The organism is Cellulosimicrobium sp. MI9406, assembly GCF_040595865.1.
Lineage (GTDB): Bacteria > Actinomycetota > Actinomycetes > Actinomycetales > Cellulomonadaceae > Cellulosimicrobium > Cellulosimicrobium funkei.
This window is the reverse complement of sequence record NZ_JALIZI010000003.1, coordinates 407,583-424,740: the sequence shown is the minus strand read 5'-3', so window position 1 is coordinate 424,740 and position 17,158 is coordinate 407,583. Positions and strand designations below refer to the sequence as shown.

The 17,158-nt window shown below is 75.4% G+C and carries 16 protein-coding genes and 2 riboswitches; of the genes, 13 read left to right on the top strand and 3 right to left on the bottom strand.

The window, feature by feature from the left end; all coding sequences use genetic code 11:
* The first annotated feature begins 63 nt into the window (after nt 1-63).
* The 11 genes from MT994_RS07530 to MT994_RS07480 all read left to right on the top strand — a co-directional run bounded on the left by MT994_RS07530 (nt 64) and on the right by MT994_RS07480 (nt 13,304).
* A complete protein-coding gene (locus MT994_RS07530) occupies nt 64-1,098 on the top strand; it encodes an ABC transporter substrate-binding protein (protein ID WP_354805754.1) in 1,035 nt (344 codons plus the stop codon).
* A 7-nt stretch (nt 1,099-1,105) separates the two neighbouring features.
* Nucleotides 1,106-2,299, top strand: a complete 1,194-nt coding sequence (locus tag MT994_RS07525) for an FAD-dependent oxidoreductase (protein ID WP_163186175.1) — start codon at nt 1,106-1,108, stop codon at nt 2,297-2,299.
* On the top strand, nt 2,296-3,237 hold the full coding sequence (locus MT994_RS07520; protein ID WP_085386604.1) for an NADPH-dependent oxidoreductase: 942 nt from the start codon (nt 2,296-2,298) through the stop codon (nt 3,235-3,237). The genes MT994_RS07525 and MT994_RS07520 overlap by 4 nt, the downstream gene beginning before the upstream one ends.
* Nucleotides 3,238-3,297: 60 nt before the next feature.
* Nucleotides 3,298-4,560 (top strand): LLM class flavin-dependent oxidoreductase, encoded by a 1,263-nt coding sequence (locus tag MT994_RS07515; protein WP_085386603.1) that lies wholly within the window; start codon nt 3,298-3,300, stop codon nt 4,558-4,560.
* Nucleotides 4,561-4,587: 27 nt separating this feature from the next.
* On the top strand, nt 4,588-4,998 hold the full coding sequence (locus MT994_RS07510; RefSeq protein ID WP_085386602.1) for a rhodanese-like domain-containing protein: 411 nt from the start codon (nt 4,588-4,590) through the stop codon (nt 4,996-4,998).
* Nucleotides 4,999-5,082: 84 nt separating this feature from the next.
* Entirely contained in the window at nt 5,083-6,198 is a 1,116-nt protein-coding gene (locus tag MT994_RS07505) for an LLM class flavin-dependent oxidoreductase (RefSeq protein WP_354805751.1), read from the top strand.
* Nucleotides 6,199-6,328: 130 nt separating this feature from the next.
* A complete protein-coding gene (locus MT994_RS07500; RefSeq protein WP_354805749.1) occupies nt 6,329-7,426 on the top strand; it encodes an LLM class flavin-dependent oxidoreductase in 1,098 nt (365 codons plus the stop codon).
* Between the two features lie 177 nt (nt 7,427-7,603).
* Nucleotides 7,604-7,717: riboswitch (SAM riboswitch) on the top strand.
* Between the two features lie 104 nt (nt 7,718-7,821).
* Nucleotides 7,822-9,450, top strand: a complete 1,629-nt coding sequence (locus MT994_RS07495; RefSeq protein ID WP_354805748.1) for an ABC transporter substrate-binding protein — start codon at nt 7,822-7,824, stop codon at nt 9,448-9,450.
* Between the two features lie 70 nt (nt 9,451-9,520).
* Nucleotides 9,521-10,474, top strand: coding sequence for an ABC transporter permease (locus MT994_RS07490; RefSeq protein WP_354805746.1), 954 nt, complete (start codon nt 9,521-9,523; stop codon nt 10,472-10,474).
* Nucleotides 10,471-11,517, top strand: coding sequence for an ABC transporter permease (locus MT994_RS07485; RefSeq protein ID WP_354805745.1), 1,047 nt, complete (start codon nt 10,471-10,473; stop codon nt 11,515-11,517). The genes MT994_RS07490 and MT994_RS07485 overlap by 4 nt, the downstream gene beginning before the upstream one ends.
* Nucleotides 11,514-13,304 carry an ABC transporter ATP-binding protein gene (locus MT994_RS07480; RefSeq protein ID WP_354805744.1) on the top strand — a complete coding sequence of 597 codons (1,791 nt, stop codon included), beginning with the start codon at nt 11,514-11,516 and terminating at the stop codon, nt 13,302-13,304. Before MT994_RS07485 ends, MT994_RS07480 begins: the two co-directional genes overlap by 4 nt.
* 76 nt (nt 13,305-13,380) lie before the next feature.
* On the opposite strand, the gene MT994_RS07475 is transcribed toward MT994_RS07480, so the two are convergent.
* Nucleotides 13,381-13,866 carry a DNA starvation/stationary phase protection protein gene (locus tag MT994_RS07475; RefSeq protein WP_354805743.1) on the bottom strand — a complete coding sequence of 162 codons (486 nt, stop codon included), beginning with the start codon at nt 13,864-13,866 and terminating at the stop codon, nt 13,381-13,383.
* A 239-nt stretch (nt 13,867-14,105) separates the two neighbouring features.
* Here MT994_RS07475 and MT994_RS07470 point away from each other — a divergent pair, with 239 nt between their 5' ends.
* Both MT994_RS07470 and MT994_RS07465 read left to right on the top strand, forming a co-directional pair.
* The gene (locus MT994_RS07470) at nt 14,106-15,131 is read left to right on the top strand and encodes an aldo/keto reductase (protein WP_354805741.1); all 1,026 of its coding nucleotides are present in this window, start codon (nt 14,106-14,108) and stop codon (nt 15,129-15,131) included.
* A 112-nt stretch (nt 15,132-15,243) separates the two neighbouring features.
* Nucleotides 15,244-15,636, top strand: a complete 393-nt coding sequence (locus tag MT994_RS07465) for a hypothetical protein (protein ID WP_228086558.1) — start codon at nt 15,244-15,246, stop codon at nt 15,634-15,636.
* An 86-nt stretch (nt 15,637-15,722) separates the two neighbouring features.
* On the opposite strand, the gene MT994_RS07460 is transcribed toward MT994_RS07465, so the two are convergent.
* Together MT994_RS07460 and MT994_RS07455 are read right to left on the bottom strand one after the other, a co-directional pair.
* The gene (locus MT994_RS07460; protein ID WP_354805740.1) at nt 15,723-16,286 is read right to left on the bottom strand and encodes a flavin reductase family protein; all 564 of its coding nucleotides are present in this window, start codon (nt 16,284-16,286) and stop codon (nt 15,723-15,725) included.
* The gene (locus tag MT994_RS07455) at nt 16,283-16,882 is read right to left on the bottom strand and encodes an NAD(P)H-dependent oxidoreductase (protein ID WP_163186141.1); all 600 of its coding nucleotides are present in this window, start codon (nt 16,880-16,882) and stop codon (nt 16,283-16,285) included. The genes MT994_RS07460 and MT994_RS07455 overlap by 4 nt, the downstream gene beginning before the upstream one ends.
* 54 nt (nt 16,883-16,936) lie before the next feature.
* A riboswitch (SAM riboswitch) is annotated at nt 16,937-17,039 on the bottom strand.
* Nucleotides 17,040-17,158: the final 119 nt, after the last annotated feature.

Below are 17,158 nucleotides of genomic sequence, written 5' to 3'. Positions count from 1 at the left end.
GCCGTCCCGCACACCCGCACTCCCTGCGTCACCCCGACGCACCACCCGAGAGGTAGGACACCCGTGACCGCAACGACCACCCGCGCCCGCGCCCCCCGCGCGCTCGCCGCCCTCGCCGTCGTGCCCCTGCTGGCGCTCGCGGCCTGCTCCGGGGTGAGCACCGAGGCCCCGGCCGCCGCGGACGAGGGCGCGGCGTCCTCCGACGGCACGACGGAGAGCACGACGTCCGTCTCGGACGCCCTCGACGTGAGCACGAGCCCCGACCAGGACCGCATCCGCACCACCGAGTCGGCCGAGGCCGTCGCCCTCCTCCCGGACGCCTGGAAGGACAAGGACGAGCTCGTCGTCGCGATCTCCGCGGGCTCCGCGCCCCCGCTCGGCTTCCTCGCCGACGACGACGAGACGCCCATCGGCAACGAGACCGACATCGCGCAGCTCGTCGCCGACGCGCTCGGCAAGGACCTGCGCCTCGAGGTCAAGGCCTGGGCCGACTGGCCGCTCGCGCTCGGCTCGGGCGACGTCGACGCCGTGATCTCCAACGTCACGGTGACCGAGGAGCGCAAGGAGACCATCGACTTCTCCACGTACCGCAACGACGAGCTCGGCTGGCTCGTGGGCGCGGACTCCGACATCACGTCGATCACGAAGCGCGAGGACATCGCGGGCAAGGTCGTCGCCGTCGGCTCCGGGACGAACCAGGAGAAGATCGTGCTCGAGTGGGACCGCCTCAACCAGGAGGACGGCCTCGAGCCCATCCAGGGCCCCGAGTACTACGAGCAGTTCTCCGACGTCCTGCTCGCGCTCCAGTCCGGGCGCATCGAGACGTACGTCGGCCCCAACGCGTCGCTCGCGTACCAGGCGGCGATCTCCCCGCAGGACTTCAAGGTCGTGGGCACGCTCAACGGCGGCTGGCCCGACACGGCGCAGATCGCCGTCGCCACGAAGAAGGGCAACGAGGCGGCCCCGGCCATCACCGCCGCGATCAACCACGCCATCGAGGACGGCACGTACCTCGAGGTGCTCCAGCGGTGGGGCCTGGAGTCCGAGGCCGTCGAGGAGTCGCAGACCAACCCGCCCGGCCTGCCGAAGACGGAGTGACCCGCGCATGACCACCAGCACCCAGCACGTCGACCACCTCGTGGTCGGGGGCGGCGTCATGGGCTCGGCCGCGGCGTGGCAGCTCGCCCGGCGCGGGCGCGACGTCGTGCTGCTCGAGCGCTTCGCGCCCGGGCACGCGCACGGCGCCTCGCACGGGACGTCGCGCATCTACCGCACGACGTACGCCGAGCCCGAGTACCTCGACCTCGCGCAGGAGGCGCTGCGCCTGTGGCGCGAGGTCGAGGACGAGACCGGGACCGAGCTCCTCGACGTGACCGGCGGCGTGAGCCACGGGCGTCGCGACGGTGCGGCCGAGCGCCGCGTCGACGCGATCGGCGCCGCGTTCGCGGCCCGCGGGATCGAGCACGAGTGGCTCGACCCCGCGGCCGCGGCCGAGCGCTGGCCGGGGCTGCGGTTCGAGGGCCGGGTGCTGCACGAGGTCGCGACGGCCGGCCGGCTCCACGCCGACCGGGCCGTCGCGGCCCTCCAGGGGGCCGCGGCCGCGCGGGGCGCCGACGTGCGGCACGAGGTCGCCGTCCGGCACGTCGAGCGCGTCCCCGAGGGCGTGCGCGTCGTCACCGACGGCGCCGACGTCGTCGCGCGGGTCGTCGTCGTGACCGTCGGGGCGTGGAGCGCGGGTCTGCTGGGTTCCCCGGCGGGCGGCCTGCTCGGGCAGGAGCTCCCGCTCGTCGTCACGCAGGAGCAGCCCGCCCACTTCGCGCTCGCCCCCGGCACGTCGCCCGCGGGGTGGCCCGCGTTCACGCACGACGTCGGTCCCGGCACCGCGTGGCCGAGCGGCGTCTACGGGCTCGCGACCCCGGGCGAGGGCGTCAAGGTCGGCTTCCACGGCGTCGGCCCCGTCGTCGACCCCGACCGGCGCTCCTACCGGCCGGAGCCGGGCCAGCTCGCCGCGCTGCGCGACTACGTGCGGACCTGGCTGCCCGGCCTCGACCCCGACGCCTACGTCCCCGTGAGCTGCACGTACACCACGACGCCGGACCACGACTTCGTGCTCGACCGGCGCGGCCCGGTCGTCGTCGGCGCCGGGTTCTCCGGCCACGGCTTCAAGTTCGCCCCGGCCGTCGGGCGCGTGCTCGCCGACCTCGCGACCGCCCCCGGCGCCCTGCCCGACGGCGGCACCGCCGCCGAGCGGTTCGCGCTCGCCCGCCTCGCCGCACTCCCCGAGAGGACCGCCTCATGACGATCGCTCCCGCACCCACCGCTGGGGACGCTGCGGCCCCGGCCGCGGACCCCGGGACGCTCCGCGCGCCGTCCCACGACGCCGACGGTGCCCGCGCCGCGCTCGCCGCGCGGTACGGCGTCGACCTCGCCGCGGTCGAGGACGTCGCGCCCGGCGCGACCGCGGGCCTGGCACCCGCCGCGGACCGTCCCGGCACCGTCCTCGCGACGCAGCTGGGCCACCGGACGGTGCGCCGCTACCGCACCGACCCGCTGGCCCACCACGTCGTGCCGACGCTCGTCGCCGCCGCGCAGTCCGCCCCGACGTCGTCGAACCTCCAGCTCTGGAGCGTCGTCGCCGTCACCGACCCCGTGCGCAAGGCGCGGCTCGCGGCGCTCGCGGGCGACCAGGAGCACGTGCGCACCGCGCCGCTGCTGCTCGTCTGGCTCGCCGACGTCGCGCGGGCCCGCGCCCTCGGCGAGCGCGAGGGCGTCCGGCTCGAGGCGACCGACTACCTCGAGACGACGGTCGTCGCGTTCCTCGACGCCGCGCTCGCCGCGCAGAACGCCGTCGTGGCGGCGGAGTCGCTCGGTCTCGGCACCGTGTACATCGGCGCGCTGCGCAACCACCCCGCCCAGGTCGCGGCCGAGCTCGGCCTGCCCGAGGGCGTCGTCGCGGTCGTGGGGCTCGTCGTCGGGCACCCCGACCCCGCGGGCGGCGAACGGGTCAAGCCGCGGCTGCCGCAGGCGGCCGTCCTGCACGCCGAGCGCTACCGCGCCGTCGGGCAGGACCAGCACGTCGCGGCGTACGAGGAGCGCATCGCGCCCTTCTACCGCGAGGAGGGGCTCGACGGCGGCTGGCGCGACCGCGTCGTCGACCGCCTGCGCGTCCCCGGCGCCCTGCGCGGGCGCGCCCACCTGCGCACCACGCTCGCCGCGCTCGGGTTCCCGTCCAAGTAGCCCGGCGGGCCCCCACGCGACCGCGTCGCCCCGAGCCACCGCACCCCACCAGAGGAAGCCATGTCCCACCAGCACCCGCACCCGACCGCCACCCCCGGCGGGCCGCGACCGGCGTCCGGCCGCGTCCCGCTGTCCGTGCTCGACCTCGCGATCGTCCCCGAGGGGGCGACGGGCCAGGACGCGGTGCGCCGCGCCGTCGGGCTCGCGCGCGACCTCGACCGGCTCGGCTACCACCGCGTCTGGTACGCCGAGCACCACCTGTCGCCCGGCGTCGGCTCCGCGTCGCCCGCCGTGCTCGCCGCCGCCGTCGCGGCCCGGACCGAGCGCATCCGTGTCGGCAGCGGTGCCGTGCTGCTCAGCACGACGAGCCCGCTCGTCGCCGCCGAGCAGTTCGGGACGATCGCCGCGCTCCACCCGGGCCGCGTCGACCTCGGGCTCGGCCGCGCGTTCACGCCGCCGACGGGGGAGAAGGGGGCCGGGGCGCCGCGGCGGGCCCGGCCCGCCACCGGGCCGCGGGTCGTCGACGGGCTGTACGTGCCCGGCGCGCCGCCCGCCGACGTGAACGACTCCGTGCTGCGCGAACGCATCCTCGCGCAGAAGCGGATCGTCGGGGCGTCGCGCACCCCGGCGAGCTTCCGCGACGAGCTCGAGCTCGTGCTCGGGCTGCGCGCGGGGACCTACCGCGACGAGCGCGGGACGCCGTACGTGAGCCCGCCCGTCGAGGGCGCCGACTGGGACCTGTGGGTCCTCGCGTCGAGCGCGGGCGAGAGCGCGCGCGTCGCGGGCGAGCTCGGGCTGCCGCTCGCCGCGAACTACCACGTGGCGCCGTCGGCGACGCTCGACACCGTCGCCGCGTACCGCGAGGCGTTCCGGCCGGGCGTGCTCGACGAGCCCTACGTCGTCGTGTCCGCCGACGTGCTCGTCGCCGACACCGTCGAGCGGGCCCGCGAGCTCGCGACGCCGTTCGCGGACTGGGTGCTCTCCATCCGCAGCGGCGCCGACGGCGCGATCGCCTACCCGGAGCCGGGCACGTCGCCCGCGTGGGAGGAGCGCCCGGAGGCGGAGCGCGCGCTCGTCGCCGACCGCGTCGACACGCGCATCGTCGGCGACCCCGAGACCGTCGTGCGGCGACTCGAGACCCTGCGCCGCGCGACCGGCGCGGACGAGCTGCTCGTCACCACCGCGACCCACGACGCCGACGACGCCCGACGCTCGTTCGCGCTGCTCGCCGAGCACTGGTTCGCGGGCGCCCCGAGCGGCGGCGACACCACGACCACGACCGCTACGCCCGCCGTCGCACCCGCGCTCGCCACCACCCGCTGACGCCACCACCCCGCGAAGGAGACACCCATGACCACGACCCCGCCCCTGCGGGCCGCGACCGACGCCGCCGCCCAGGTCGCCGACGGCGCGCTGCTGATCGACGTGCGCTCGGCCGGCGGTCGCGCCGCGCACGGCGAGATCCCCGGCGCCACGCTCGCCGACCGCGACGACCTGGACGCGCTGTTCGGCCCCGCCGACGCCCCGGTGATCTCGCTCGACACGCCCGTCGTCGTCGTGTGCGGGTCGCCGAACGGCTCCGGGCCCGTCGCCGAGGCGCTCGCACGCCGCGGGTACACGCACGTGTCCCACGTCGACGGCGGCTTCCCCGCGTGGAAGGAGGCAGGCCTCCCGGCGTCCGACCCGGTCGGGGCGGCCCCGGAGCCCGCGCCCGCGGGGCCCGCGGCGTCGCCGGACCCGACGGCGCCCGCCCGGCCCTGAGCCGGCGGCCGGACCGTGCCCCGCACGTCCGGCCCCCGCACCACCGCACGACGCACCACCCGCACCGACACCACGGAGACCCTCATGCCCGTCGAGTTCCTCGGCATCGCCACGACCAACGACGCCTCGGAGACCACCGAGCGCACGACCGCCGCGTTCGACCCCGCCTACCTCGAGCGCCTCGTGCGCGCGCACGAGGACAACGGCTGGACGCGCGTCCTCTTCGCGTACGGCTCCTCCGGCCCCGAGCCCGCCGCGCTCGCCGCCTACACCGCCGCGCGCCTGCAGTCGATCGAGCTGCTGCTCGCGCACCGGCCCAACGTGTCCTACCCGACGTACGCCGCCAAGACGTTCGCGACGCTCGACCAGCTCTCCGGCGGGCGGCTCTCCGTGCACTTCATCACCGGCGGAAACGACCACGAGCAGGGCCGCGAGGGCGACACGCTGACCAAGGACGAGCGGTACGCGCGCACCCACGAGTACATCCAGATCGTCAAGCAGGCCTGGTCGAGCGCCGAGCCGTTCGACCACCACGGGCCGTTCTACGACTTCGACGACTTCGTGCTCGACGCCAAGCCGTTCGAGGGCCGCACCCCGACCATCTCGTTCGGCGGGTCGTCGGACGCCGCGTTCCGCGTCGGCGCGGCCGAGGCCGACATCTACGCCGTCTGGGGCGAGCCGCTCGACCGCACCGCCGAGCAGATCGCGCGCGTGCACGCCGAGGCCGCCGCCGCGGGCCGCACGACGCCGCCGCGCATCCACGCCGCGTTCCGGCCGATCGTCGCGCCGACCGAGGAGCTCGCCTGGGAGAAGGCGCACCGCATCCTCGACCGGATCGAGGCGCGCAAGGCCGCCGCGGGGGGCCAGCTCAGCCGTCGGCACCCGATCGACAAGCCCGAGAACGCGGGTTCCCAGCGCCTGCTCGAGATCGCCGCCCAGGGCGAGCGCTTCGACACCGCGCTGTGGACCGCGACCGCGAAGGCCACCGGCGGCGCCGGCAACTCCAACGCGCTCGTCGGCACGCCCGAGCAGGTCGCCGAGGCGCTGCTCGCGTACTACGACCTCGGCGTCCGCGTCATCTCCGCGCGCGGCTACGACCTGCTGGACGACGCGGTCGACTTCGGTCGCTACGTCATCCCGCTCGTTCGCGAGGACGTCGCGAAGCGCGACGCCGCCGCCGCCGAGGCCGCCGCGGCCTGACAGATCGGCAACCCCGCCCCGGGTCGGCAGCTCCGGTCGGGTTCGGCACCTGCGTGTGCCGAACACGACCGGAGCTGCCGAACGCGCCGGTACCGGCCCCCGGACGACGACGAACAACAAGGAGAAGGACGTGCGGTTCCAGGTACTCGACATCGTGTTCAACCCGCCCCACCCCGTGACCGGGGAGGCGGTCGCGCCGTCCGACCGGTTGAACCGGGTCGTGGAGACGGCGGTGCTGGCGGAGGAGCTCGGGTTCGACTCGTTCGCGGTGGGGGAGCGGCACGCCGGAGAGGTGCTGTCGTCGGCGCCGACGGTGATCCTCGGCGCGGTCGCGGCGCGGACGTCGCGCATCCTGCTGAGCACGGGCGTCACCGTGCTGTCGCTGCTCGACCCGATCCGCGTCGCCGAGGACCTCGCGACGGTCGACCAGCTGAGCCGCGGGCGGCTGGAGATCGTCATCGGCAAGGGCAACGAGGTGCTGCAGTACCCGCTGCTCGGGCTGGACATCGACAAGCAGTACGAGTACCTCCAGGAGAACTACCAGCTGCTGCGCCTGCTGCTGTCGGAGGAGGACGTCAGCTGGAGCGGGCGGCACCGCCACGCGCTGGAGCACGCGACGACGCTGCCGCGACCGTTCGCCGGGCCGTTCCGGATCTGGCACGGGTCGGCGACGTCGCGCTTCGCGGTCGACCTCGCGGCCCGGTACGGGGACCCGATCGTCAGCGCCAACGCGTTGCAGCCGCGCGAGAACTACCAGGTGCTCATCGACCGCTACCGCGAGCAGTACGCGGCGCACGGGCACGACCCGGCGTACGGGTACGTCGGGTCGGGCTCGGGCGGGCTGTTCCTCGCCGACACGACGGAGGAGGCGATCGAGCAGTACCGCCCGATCTACGAGGGCCAGGTCGCGGCGGCGGCGCGCCGGGGGTACGGGCCGGACGCCGTCGGGAAGGCACCGAGCTTCCGGACGGTCGAGGACGCCGTCGAGCGCGGGCCCGCGCTCGTGGGGTCGCCGGAGCGCGTGGCGGAGAAGATCCTCGACTACCACGCCTCGTACCGGCACGACCTGCAGTCCGTCTCGGTGAACCACCTGATCCCCGCGGCGCAGCAGGAGGACGTGCTGCGCCGGTTCGCGGAGGAGGTCGTGCCCGTCGTGCAGGCCGAGGTGAAGACGGACCTGTGGAGCCCGGCCGACACCCGCCGCGCGGCGGGGTTCACCGCGGCCTGAGCGATCGCCGGACCGGAGGGAGGGGCCCGTCTCGCCCGGCGAGGCGGGTCCTCGCCGTGCTCGTGGCAGCCCCGGCGACGGGTCACGACGACGCGGAGCAGGAAACAACCGTTCGTCTGGCGGGACGGCCGTCTCGATACTTGACTCACCTGGTCGAGATTGTCTTTCCTGCTCCCAGGTGACGAGCGTCAGCACGCAGGCCCGGCTCGCTGACCAGCAACCCTTCGACGTGACGGGGTGCTCCGGGAACGACCTGACCGCGTGGCTCCCGCCGCGCGGTAAGCACGGCACCCCGGTGGGTTCCCCCGCCGCGCCGGCCCTGAGCCCGGCGCGGTCGACCACCGGCGCCGGACGACCGCCGGTCCTCAGCCGGCACACGAGGAGAGCAGCACGACATGATCCCCACACCTCACCGACGCCGGTCCCTGACCGTCGCCGCGGCGGCCGCCGCGACGGGCCTCCTGCTCAGCGCGTGCGCGGGCGGCGGCTCCGGCGCGTCCGACGGCGACGGGTCGCCCAGCCCGTCCGGCGAGCCCGTGGCGGGCGGCGACCTGACGTTCGCCCTCACGGTCGACTCGCACTGCATCGACCCGCAGCAGGTCGGCAACAACGACGCCATCGCGGCGGCCCGCCAGACGGTCGCGTCGCTCACGGCGCAGGACCCGGAGTCGGGCGAGATCCTGCCGTGGCTCGCGGAGAGCTGGGAGGTGAACGACGACGCGTCGAGCTACACGTTCCACCTGCGCGACGACGCGACGTACGCCGACGGCACGCCGATCGACGCCGAGTCGGTGAAGACGAACTTCGACGCGATCGTCGCGCTCGGCGCGACGGCGTCGCTCGGGTCGCAGTACCTCGTCGGCTACGAGGGCACGACCGTCACCGACCCGCAGACCCTCACGGTGGACTTCGCGGAGCCGAGCGCGCAGTTCCTCCAGGCGACGTCGACGTTCTCGCTCGGCCTCCTCGCCCCGTCCTCGGCCGACCTGAGCGTCGAGGACCGCTGCGCCGGGAAGTTCGTCGGCTCCGGCCCGTTCTCCGTGAAGTCGTACACGCAGGACCAGGAGATCGTGCTCGAGAAGGTCGCGGGCTACGCGTGGGGCTCGGAGGCGAGCGACCACCAGGGCGAGGCCTACCTCGACACGGTGACGTTCAAGGTCATCCCCGAGGCGAGCGTGCGCAGCGGCAGCCTGCAGTCCGGGCAGATCGACGCCACGGCCGCGATCTCGACCGTCGACCTGCCGCAGTTCGACGGGAACGGGTTCTGGCTCGAGTACCGCGCCAACCCGGGCGTCGTGTTCAACCTCTTCCCCAACGAGTCGAGCCCGCTCGCGGGCGACGAGGCCGTGCGGACGGCGATCCTCCAGGGCATCGACCGCGAGCAGATCGCGGACACCGTGCTCAGCGCGCAGGACGAGTCGGCCACGAGCGTCCTGTCGCACTCGACCCCGCTCTACGAGAGCGTCGCGGACGAGCTCGCCTACGACCCCGAGGGCGCGAAGAAGATCCTCGACGACGCGGGCTGGGTCGAGGGCGCCGACGGCGTGCGGGAGAAGGACGGCCAGAAGCTCTCCACGACCGTGACGTTCTGGCAGGTGCCGGAGCCGCTCGAGCTCGTCCAGCAGCAGCTCGCGCAGATCGGCGTGGACCTCCAGCTCCAGCACGTGACCGTCGCCGAGTCGCAGGCGATCAAGGAGAGCGGCGACTTCGACTTCGACTACTACAACCTCACGCGCTCCGACCCGGACGTGCTGCGCACGATCTTCTCGGCGAACGCGCGCAACATCAACCAGCGCGACGCGGAGGAGGTCGACGACCTGCTCGACGCGTCGGCCGCGGCGACCGACCCGGCCGAGCGCCAGAGGCTCGTCACGGAGGCGTCACGCCTCCTGGTCCAGAAGGGGCACGCGATCCCGGTCTACGAGCTCTCGACGACCATCGCGGCCGCCGACACGGTCCACGGCCTGACGTTCGAGGCGTCGTCGCGCCTCGACTTCTACGACGCCTGGGTCACCCAGGGCTGACCCGCCGGGCCCGCCTGCCCGACGCCGCGGCGTCGGGCAGGCGGGCATCCCCCACGGAAGGAGGCCGACCATGGGCCGGTACGTCCTGCGTCGCGCCGGGCAGGGCCTGTTCGTGCTCTGGGCGGCGTTCACCATCTCGTTCTTCGTCCTCTACCTGCTGCCCAGCGACCCGGCCGCGCTCATGGCGAGCGGCGGTGGCGAGGCGGACCAGGTGGACCCCGCGCTGCTCGACGCCCTGCGCGCCCAGTACGGCCTCGACCGGCCCGTGCTCGTGCAGTACGCCGACGCGCTGTGGCACGCGCTGCGGCTCGACTTCGGGACGTCGTACGCGTCCGGGGCGCCCGCGACGCAGCTCGTGCTCCAGGCGCTCCCGGAGACGCTCCGGCTCACGGCCGCGGCGCTCGTCCTCGCCGTCGTGGCGGGCGCCGGCATCGCGATCGCGAGCACGTTCCCGCGCGCGGCCTGGCTGCGCCACGCGCTCGCGTCGCTCCCTCCGCTCGGCGTCGCCCTGCCGCCGTTCTGGCTGGGCCTCCTCCTGCTGCAGTGGTTCTCCTTCCAGCTCCCGCTGTTCCCCGCGATCGGCAACCAGGGCGCGATCAGCCTCGTGCTGCCGGCGATCACGCTCGCCGTGCCGGCGAGCGCCGCGCTCGCCCAGGTGCTCGCGCGGAGCCTGCGCGGGACCCTCGGCGAGCCGTACGTGGAGACGGCGCGCGCCAAGGGCGCGAGCCGCGCGCGCGTGCACTTCCGTCACGCGCTGCGCAACGCCGCGATCCCCGCGCTGACCGTGCTGGGGGTCGTCGTGGGCGGGCTGCTCGGCGGCACGGTCGTCACCGAGACGGTGTTCTCGCGCGCGGGCCTGGGACGGCTCACGGTCACGTCGGTGGACGCGCAGGACATCCCCGTGGTGCAGGCGGTCGTCGTCCTCTCGGCGCTCGTGTTCGTGGTCGTCACGCTCGCGGTCGACCTGCTCTACCCCCTGCTCGACCCCCGGATCGACGCTCGACAGAAGGCGGTGGCCGCATGAGCACCAGGCCGGGAGTGCGCATCGTGCTCCGGGACGAGGCCCGGGTCGCGGACCGTGCCGCGGTGGCGGACGTGCCGCCGTCGGGCGCGCTCGCCCCCGACGCCCCGCCCGCCGACGCGCCCGGGGGACGCACGCCCGCGGAGATCGAGGTCGAGGACCGCGAGGACGCGCGCGCGATCCTGCGGCACGGCCGCGTGCGGACCCGGGGCACAGCGAGCCGGTGGCGGCGCGGGGCGCGGTACGCCGTGCGGCGTCCCGGGCTGGTCGTCGCCGTGCTCGTCGTCCTGCTCGTCACGGCGTGGGCGGTCGTCCCGCAGCTCTTCACGTCGTACGACCCGCTGACGGGCGTGCCCGCGGACCGGCTGCAGCCGCCGTCGGGCGCGCACCTGTTCGGCACCGACCACCTGGGGCGGGACGTGTACGCGCGCGTCGTCCACGGCGCGTCGGCCTCGCTCGGCGCGACTGTCATCGCGGTCGCGGTCGGGCTCGTCGCCGGGTCGCTGCTCGGCCTGCTCGCGGGATTCGTGCGCGGGTGGGTGGACGACGTCGTCGGCCGGTTCGTCGACGTGCTGCTCGCGATCCCCAGCATCCTGCTCTCGCTCGCGATCATCACGGCGCTCGGGTTCGGGACGGTCAAGGTCGCGATCGCCGTCGGCATCACGAGCGTCGCGACGTTCGCGCGCGTCATGCGGGCCGAGGTCCTGCGCACCTCGACGTCGGTGTACGTCGAGGCGGCCCGCGCGTCGGGGGTGCGCTGGTACGGCGTGCTGGGGCGCCACGTGCTGCCCAACTCGACGGGACCGGTGCTCGCGCTCGTCGCGCTCGAGCTCGGCACGGCCGTGCTCGCCATCTCGGCCCTGAGCTTCCTCGGCTACGGGACGCCGCCGCCCGCGCCGGAGTGGGGGTCGCTCGTCTCGGGCGGGCGCGACTACCTGGCCACCGCGTGGTGGCTCACGACCATGCCGGGCCTCGTGATCGTCGCCGTCGTGCTGTCGGCGAACCGCATCGCGCGGGCCCTGGAACGGACCGGAGGGGACGCATGACCGCCACGACGCCGATCACCCAGGAGCGTCCCGGCCCGACGTCGGGCGAGGCGCCCGCGCTCGAGATCCGCGGTCTGGAGGTCGCCTACCGCACGCGCGACGGCGGCTCCTACGCCGCCGTGCGCGGCGTCGACCTCACGGTCGGGGCGGGCGAGGTCGTCGCGCTCGTGGGCGAGTCCGGGTCGGGCAAGAGCACGACGGCGCACGCAGCCCTGCACCTGCTCGCGCGCGGGGGCGAGGTGACGGCAGGGACCATCCGCCTCGGTGGGCGCGACGTCGGACGGCTCTCCGAGAAGGAGTGGCAGCAGGTGCGGGGCCGCGACGTCGGGCTCGTGCCGCAGGACCCGACGGTGTCGCTCAACCCCGTCACGCGCGTGGGCGACCAGGTCGCGGAGGTGCTCGTCATCCACGGGCTCGCGCGGCGCAAGGAGGCGCGCGAGCGTGCGGTCGAGCTGCTGCGCCAGGCCGGGATCGACGACCCGGAGGCCCGCGCGCGGCAGTACCCGTCGCAGCTCTCCGGCGGGATGCGCCAGCGCGTGCTCATCGCGATCGCCGTCGCGGCCCGGCCGCGCCTCGTCGTCGCGGACGAGCCCACGAGCGCGCTCGACGTGACGGTCCAGCGCCGCATCCTCGACCACCTCGACGGCCTCGTGCGCGACCTCGGCACCGCCGTCCTGCTCATCACGCACGACCTCGGCGTCGCGGCGGACCGCGCCGACCGGATCGTCGTCCTCGAGCAGGGGGTCGTCGTCGAGGAGGGCACCGCCGAGCAGGTGCTGCACGACCCGCGCCACCCGTACACCGAGCAGCTCATCGCGGCGGCGCCGAGCCTCGCGAGCTCGCGCCTCGTCGCGGGCGGCACCCCGGAGGGGGTGCGGGGCGACGGCGTCGTCCCGCGCGCCGACGCGAGCCGCGCCGCGGTCGCGAGCCGCGCCGTCGACCAGGGGATCGCGGTGCCCGACGCCGCGGGCCCGGACACCGCGAGCGCGCCCGTCCTCGCGGTGCGGGACCTGCGCAAGGAGTTCACGCTGCCGCGCGGGTCGTCGCACCGGACGCTCGTCGCGGTGGACGGCGTGAGCCTCGAGGTCGGGCGCGGCGAGACGTACGCGCTCGTGGGGGAGTCGGGGTCGGGCAAGAGCACGACGGCGCGCCTCGCCCTCCGGCTCGAGCGGCCCACCGCGGGCACGGTGGAGTTCGCCGGCGAGGACATCACGACGGCGCGCGGCGAGCGGCTGCGGTCGCTGCGTCGCGGCTTCCAGGTGGTCTACCAGTCCCCGTACGCGTCGCTCGACCCGCGGTTCACCGTCGAGCAGATCGTCACCGAGCCGCTCCGGGCGTACCGGGTCGGCTCGCCGTCCGAGCGCGCCGACCGGGCACGTGCGCTCGTCGAGGACGTCGCGCTCCCGCCCGACGTGCTCCGCCGGGGACCGCGCGAGCTCTCGGGCGGGCAGCGGCAGCGCGTCGCCATCGCGCGGGCGCTCGCCCTGAACCCGGCGCTCGTCGTGCTCGACGAGCCCGTCTCGGCGCTCGACGTGTCCGTGCAGGCGCAGATCCTCGAGCTGCTCGTGCGGCTCCAGGCCGAGCACGGGCTCGCGTACCTGTTCATCTCGCACGACCTCGCCGTCGTGCGGCAGGTGTCCGACCACGTCGGTGTCATGCACCGCGGGCGCGTCGTCGAGCAGGGGGCGGCCGAGCAGATCCTGCTCGACCCGCAGGAGGAGTACACGCGTGAGCTCGTCGCGGCCATCCCCGGCCGCCGCGCGCGCCAGGGGCGCACGGCGAAGTAGAACGGCCCGTCGCGAGGTAGCACACGGCGTGCTCTACCTCGCGACGTGCCGTTCTACCTCGCGGCGGCGGGCCGGGTCAGGCCTCGCGGTTCTCCGAGGAGAGGAACCAGGCCTGCTTCTCCAGGTCCGCGATGATCTCGTGCAGGATGTCGGCGCTCGTCGGGTCCTCGGCGTCGACGTCGTCGTGCACGGCGCGGACGACCTCGACCGTCTGCGCGATGCGCTCGACGACCGCGTCGACGGTGTCGCCGACCGACACGAGGCCGGCCGGGTACGGCGAGAGGTCCGTCGTCGTCGCGACGGTCTCGGTGCGGCCGTCGGGCACGACCTGGAGCGCGCGCATGCGCTCGGCGACGGTGTCGCTGTGCTCGCGCGCGGCGTCCACGACGTCGTCGAGCTGGAGGTGCAGGTCGCGGAACCCGCGGCCCGTGACGTTCCAGTGGGCCTGCTTGCTCTGGACGTGCAGGTCGACGAGCGCGACGAGCACGCGCTGCAGGTGGGCGCGGAGCTTCTCCGACGCCTCGAAGCGGGCCGTCGTGCGGTGGATGGTGGGTGCGGACATGGTGCTCCTCGCTCTCTCGGGGGTCGCCCGGAATCGTGCGGCGGTCACCCGGCTTCCGTCGGTGCCGTTCACTTGAACGATTCCAGACTAGGGGGCATTCCGCGCGCCCGCCAGCAAGGAGAGGCGTGCCTGACCTGCGACGGGACGCGTCGCGCAGCCCGGCGCGTCACGTCCTCTCGCCAGGTGAGAGGACGGCGTCCGCCCTTGCCCCCGGCGGCGCGCGGTGGTCCGCTGGGGCCATGACCGACACCTCCCGGACCCCCGCCCCCGGCACCCTCCCGTCGCGCACGCTCGGCACCGGCGGGGCGGCGCTCGCCGTCTCCGCCGTCGGGTTCGGCGGCATGTCCGTCACCGACGCCTACGGCCCCGCGGACGCCGCGGAGGCGGAGGCCGTGCTGCGCCGCGCGCTCGAGCTCGGCGTGACCCTCTTCGACACGGCCGACGTCTACGGCCACGGCCGCAACGAGGAGCTGTTCGGCCGGGTCCTCGGGCCGCACCGGGACGAGATCGTCCTCGCGTCGAAGTTCGGGCTCCCGCCCGCGGGCGGCCACCCCGACGGGCGTCCGGTCGACGGCCGCCCCGAGTACGTCCGTGCCGCGGTCGACGCGAGCCTGCGCCGCCTCGGCACCGACCGCCTCGACCTGTACTACCTGCACCGTGTCGACCCCCAGGTGCCGATCGAGGACACGGTCGGCGCGCTCGCCGGCCTCGTGGAGGCCGGGAAGGTCCGCGGCATCGGTCTCTCGGAGCCGTCCGCCGCGACCGTGCGCCGCGCGCACGCCGTGCACCCCGTGACGGCCGTGCAGAGCGAGTACTCGCTGTGGACGCGCGACCCGGAGGACGAGGTGCTGCCGACGCTGCGCGAGCTCGGGGTCGGCTTCGTGCCCTTCTCGCCGCTCGGCCGGGGCATCCTCACCGGGACCGTGGACGCCACCGACGGCTTCGCGGAGGACGACGTGCGCCGCGCCCACGCCCGGTACGCCGGGGAGGCGTTCGAGCACAACCGCGGCCTCGTGCGCTCCCTGGAGCAGCTCGCCGCGGAACACGGCGTCACGACGGCACAGCTCGCGCTCGCGTGGCTCCTCGCGCAGGGCGACGACGTCGTCCCGATCCCGGGGACGAAGCGCGTCGCGTACCTGGAGCAGAACGTCGCGGCGGCCGCGGTCGAGCTGACGCCGGACGACGTCGCGACGATCGGCGCGGCGATCCCGCGCGCGGCCGTCCAGGGCGTGCGGCACCCGCAGCCGGACCTCCTCGACGGCTGACCCGCCGCGCGGGCGGCGGCGAGGACAGGGGGCCGCCCACCCTGCCTCGCGGGGCCGGGGAGACCTAGACTGGAGAGGTCCTGTGGGTCTCCCCGCGCAGAGGTCGGCTCCGATGTCGTGGCTGCTCATGATCTGGTGCGCGACGGCGTGCACGGCCGCCGCCGCGTGGTGGGTGCTGCGCCGGGCCGGGCGGCCTCCGAGCCACCGGACGGGCGGGCGCCGTCGTGCCGCCGCGGCCCCGGACCCGCTCACGACGCTCGCGCTCCAGGTGCGGCTCACCGCGCTCGCCGCGGAGCTCCGGCGCATCGAGGCCGACCCGGACGTCTACGCGCGCGCCCACCACTACCTCGCGGTCCAGGGCGCCTACGACGCGCTGCTGCGCGAGGCCTGTCGGCTCACGGGGCTCCCGGTCGCGGACGCGCCCCTGCGCGCGGGCTTCCGCACCGGCGACGACGAGCGGTTCCGCGAGGAGCTCGAGCTCAGCGCGCGCGGCTGGAGCTGGTGACGGACCACCCGTGAGGGGCGGCACGGGACGGGCGAGGGGCCCGACGGCGGGACCTCCGCCGTCGGGCCCCTCGCCCGTCCGTGTGCTCAGAGCGCGGAGTGGTCGCCGATCCGGTGGTAGGTGCGGTCGTGGTAGACGAGCGGCGACGCCGCCGCCTCCCGCGACGCCCCGGGCGCGGCGCCGACGCTCGACGCGAGCGCGCGCAGCGAGACGAGGTAGGAGTCGCCCACCGGGGTGCGCTGGACGACCCGCCCGCGCACCCACGACAGCGCGCCGTCGATCACGGGCTCGCCCGTCGGCAGGCGCGACCAGCCGCCGTCCGCGAACCGGTCGATGCCGCTCGTCGCGAACCGGGCCGAGATGTCGTCCTGGTGGTCCGCGAGGAAGCTCACGGTCAGCGTGCGCGCCGTCGAGACCGCGGGCCACGACGACGACGTGGACGCGAGCGAGAACGCGAGCAGCGGGGGCGCGGCCGAGACGGAGATGACCGACGTCGCGGTGAAGCCGACGAGGCGGTCGCCGTGCTCGAGCGCGACGACGGCGACGCCCGCGGGGTGGCCGCGGAACACGGCCTTGTACTCGTCGGGGGAGAGCTGGGGCTCGTCCTGCTCGGCCAGGAGGGCCTCCAGGTGGGTGAGCTCGGCGGTCATCGGGCCACCCCCGCGAACGCGTCGGCGACGGCTGCGTCGGTGCGGGCCGACGGGCGGTCCTCCGCCGGGGGGAGCTGCGCCGTGGCGCGGCGCAGGGCGTCGCCCGCGCGCGCGAGCCACGCGTCCACGACCGGTCCCAGGTCCGCGAGCTGCGGCTCGGTGACCGTGAGCGACCGGGTCGGGACGACGGCGCCGAGCTCGACGAGCACGGGTCGCAGGTGCACCTCCCCGACGAGCGCGTGCGCCGGGTTCCCGGACACGACGAGCGGAACCACGACGACGCCCGCGAGCCCGTCGGGGCCGTAGAGGTCGAGGAAGGCCTTCAGCAGCCCGGTGTAGGACGCCTTGTAGACCGGCGTCGCCACGACGGCGACGGTCGCCCGGGCGAGCTGCTCACGGGCGGCGTCGGCCGCCGGGTGGTCGGCGGCGAGCACCTCGCCGGCGAGCGACGCCAGGTCGACCGTGGCGACGTCGTCCGCGCCGAGGAGGTCGGCGACGCGGCGCGCGACCGTCTCGGCGGCGCCGAGCGTGCGCGAGCCGGGCCGCGGGTTGCCCGAGACGGCGAGCACCGTCGGGTGGGTGGGGTGGTGGGTCATGTGCACCTCGCAGTAGTCGTCGATCACGCTTGCCGTGCGGGCCGTCCCCGCCGGTGGCGGGGCAGGCCGGGCCCGGCCTGGTCATCTCCCGGAGCACCCCGCCGTGACAGGGGGTTGCCGGCCAGCGAGCCGGGGCTTCGCGCTGGCGCTCGTGACCTGGGGACGGGTATAGCAACCGCCCCGTGAAACCGCACCGGATCGGTAGGGTTTCTCAGTGGGTGGACGGATGTGTCGTCGTCGGCGACTCCTGTGCCGCCCCGTGCGGTCGCTCCTGCC

What these genes read in the sequence shown, in the direction of transcription:
- MT994_RS07485 (WP_354805745.1), top strand. Translation starts at nt 10,471, where the DNA reads ATGAGCACCAGGCCGGGAGTGCGCATCGTGCTCCGGGACGAGGCCCGG.
- MT994_RS07455 (WP_163186141.1), bottom strand. Translation starts at nt 16,882, where the DNA reads ATGACCCACCACCCCACCCACCCGACGGTGCTCGCCGTCTCGGGCAAC.
- MT994_RS07520 (WP_085386604.1), top strand. Translation starts at nt 2,296, where the DNA reads ATGACGATCGCTCCCGCACCCACCGCTGGGGACGCTGCGGCCCCGGCC.
- MT994_RS07460 (WP_354805740.1), bottom strand. Translation starts at nt 16,286, where the DNA reads ATGACCGCCGAGCTCACCCACCTGGAGGCCCTCCTGGCCGAGCAGGAC.
- MT994_RS07510 (WP_085386602.1), top strand. Translation starts at nt 4,588, where the DNA reads ATGACCACGACCCCGCCCCTGCGGGCCGCGACCGACGCCGCCGCCCAG.
- MT994_RS07490 (WP_354805746.1), top strand. Translation starts at nt 9,521, where the DNA reads ATGGGCCGGTACGTCCTGCGTCGCGCCGGGCAGGGCCTGTTCGTGCTC.
- MT994_RS07480 (WP_354805744.1), top strand. Translation starts at nt 11,514, where the DNA reads ATGACCGCCACGACGCCGATCACCCAGGAGCGTCCCGGCCCGACGTCG.
- MT994_RS07495 (WP_354805748.1), top strand. Translation starts at nt 7,822, where the DNA reads ATGATCCCCACACCTCACCGACGCCGGTCCCTGACCGTCGCCGCGGCG.
- MT994_RS07470 (WP_354805741.1), top strand. Translation starts at nt 14,106, where the DNA reads ATGACCGACACCTCCCGGACCCCCGCCCCCGGCACCCTCCCGTCGCGC.
- MT994_RS07465 (WP_228086558.1), top strand. Translation starts at nt 15,244, where the DNA reads ATGTCGTGGCTGCTCATGATCTGGTGCGCGACGGCGTGCACGGCCGCC.
- MT994_RS07505 (WP_354805751.1), top strand. Translation starts at nt 5,083, where the DNA reads ATGCCCGTCGAGTTCCTCGGCATCGCCACGACCAACGACGCCTCGGAG.
- MT994_RS07515 (WP_085386603.1), top strand. Translation starts at nt 3,298, where the DNA reads ATGTCCCACCAGCACCCGCACCCGACCGCCACCCCCGGCGGGCCGCGA.
- MT994_RS07475 (WP_354805743.1), bottom strand. Translation starts at nt 13,866, where the DNA reads ATGTCCGCACCCACCATCCACCGCACGACGGCCCGCTTCGAGGCGTCG.
- MT994_RS07525 (WP_163186175.1), top strand. Translation starts at nt 1,106, where the DNA reads ATGACCACCAGCACCCAGCACGTCGACCACCTCGTGGTCGGGGGCGGC.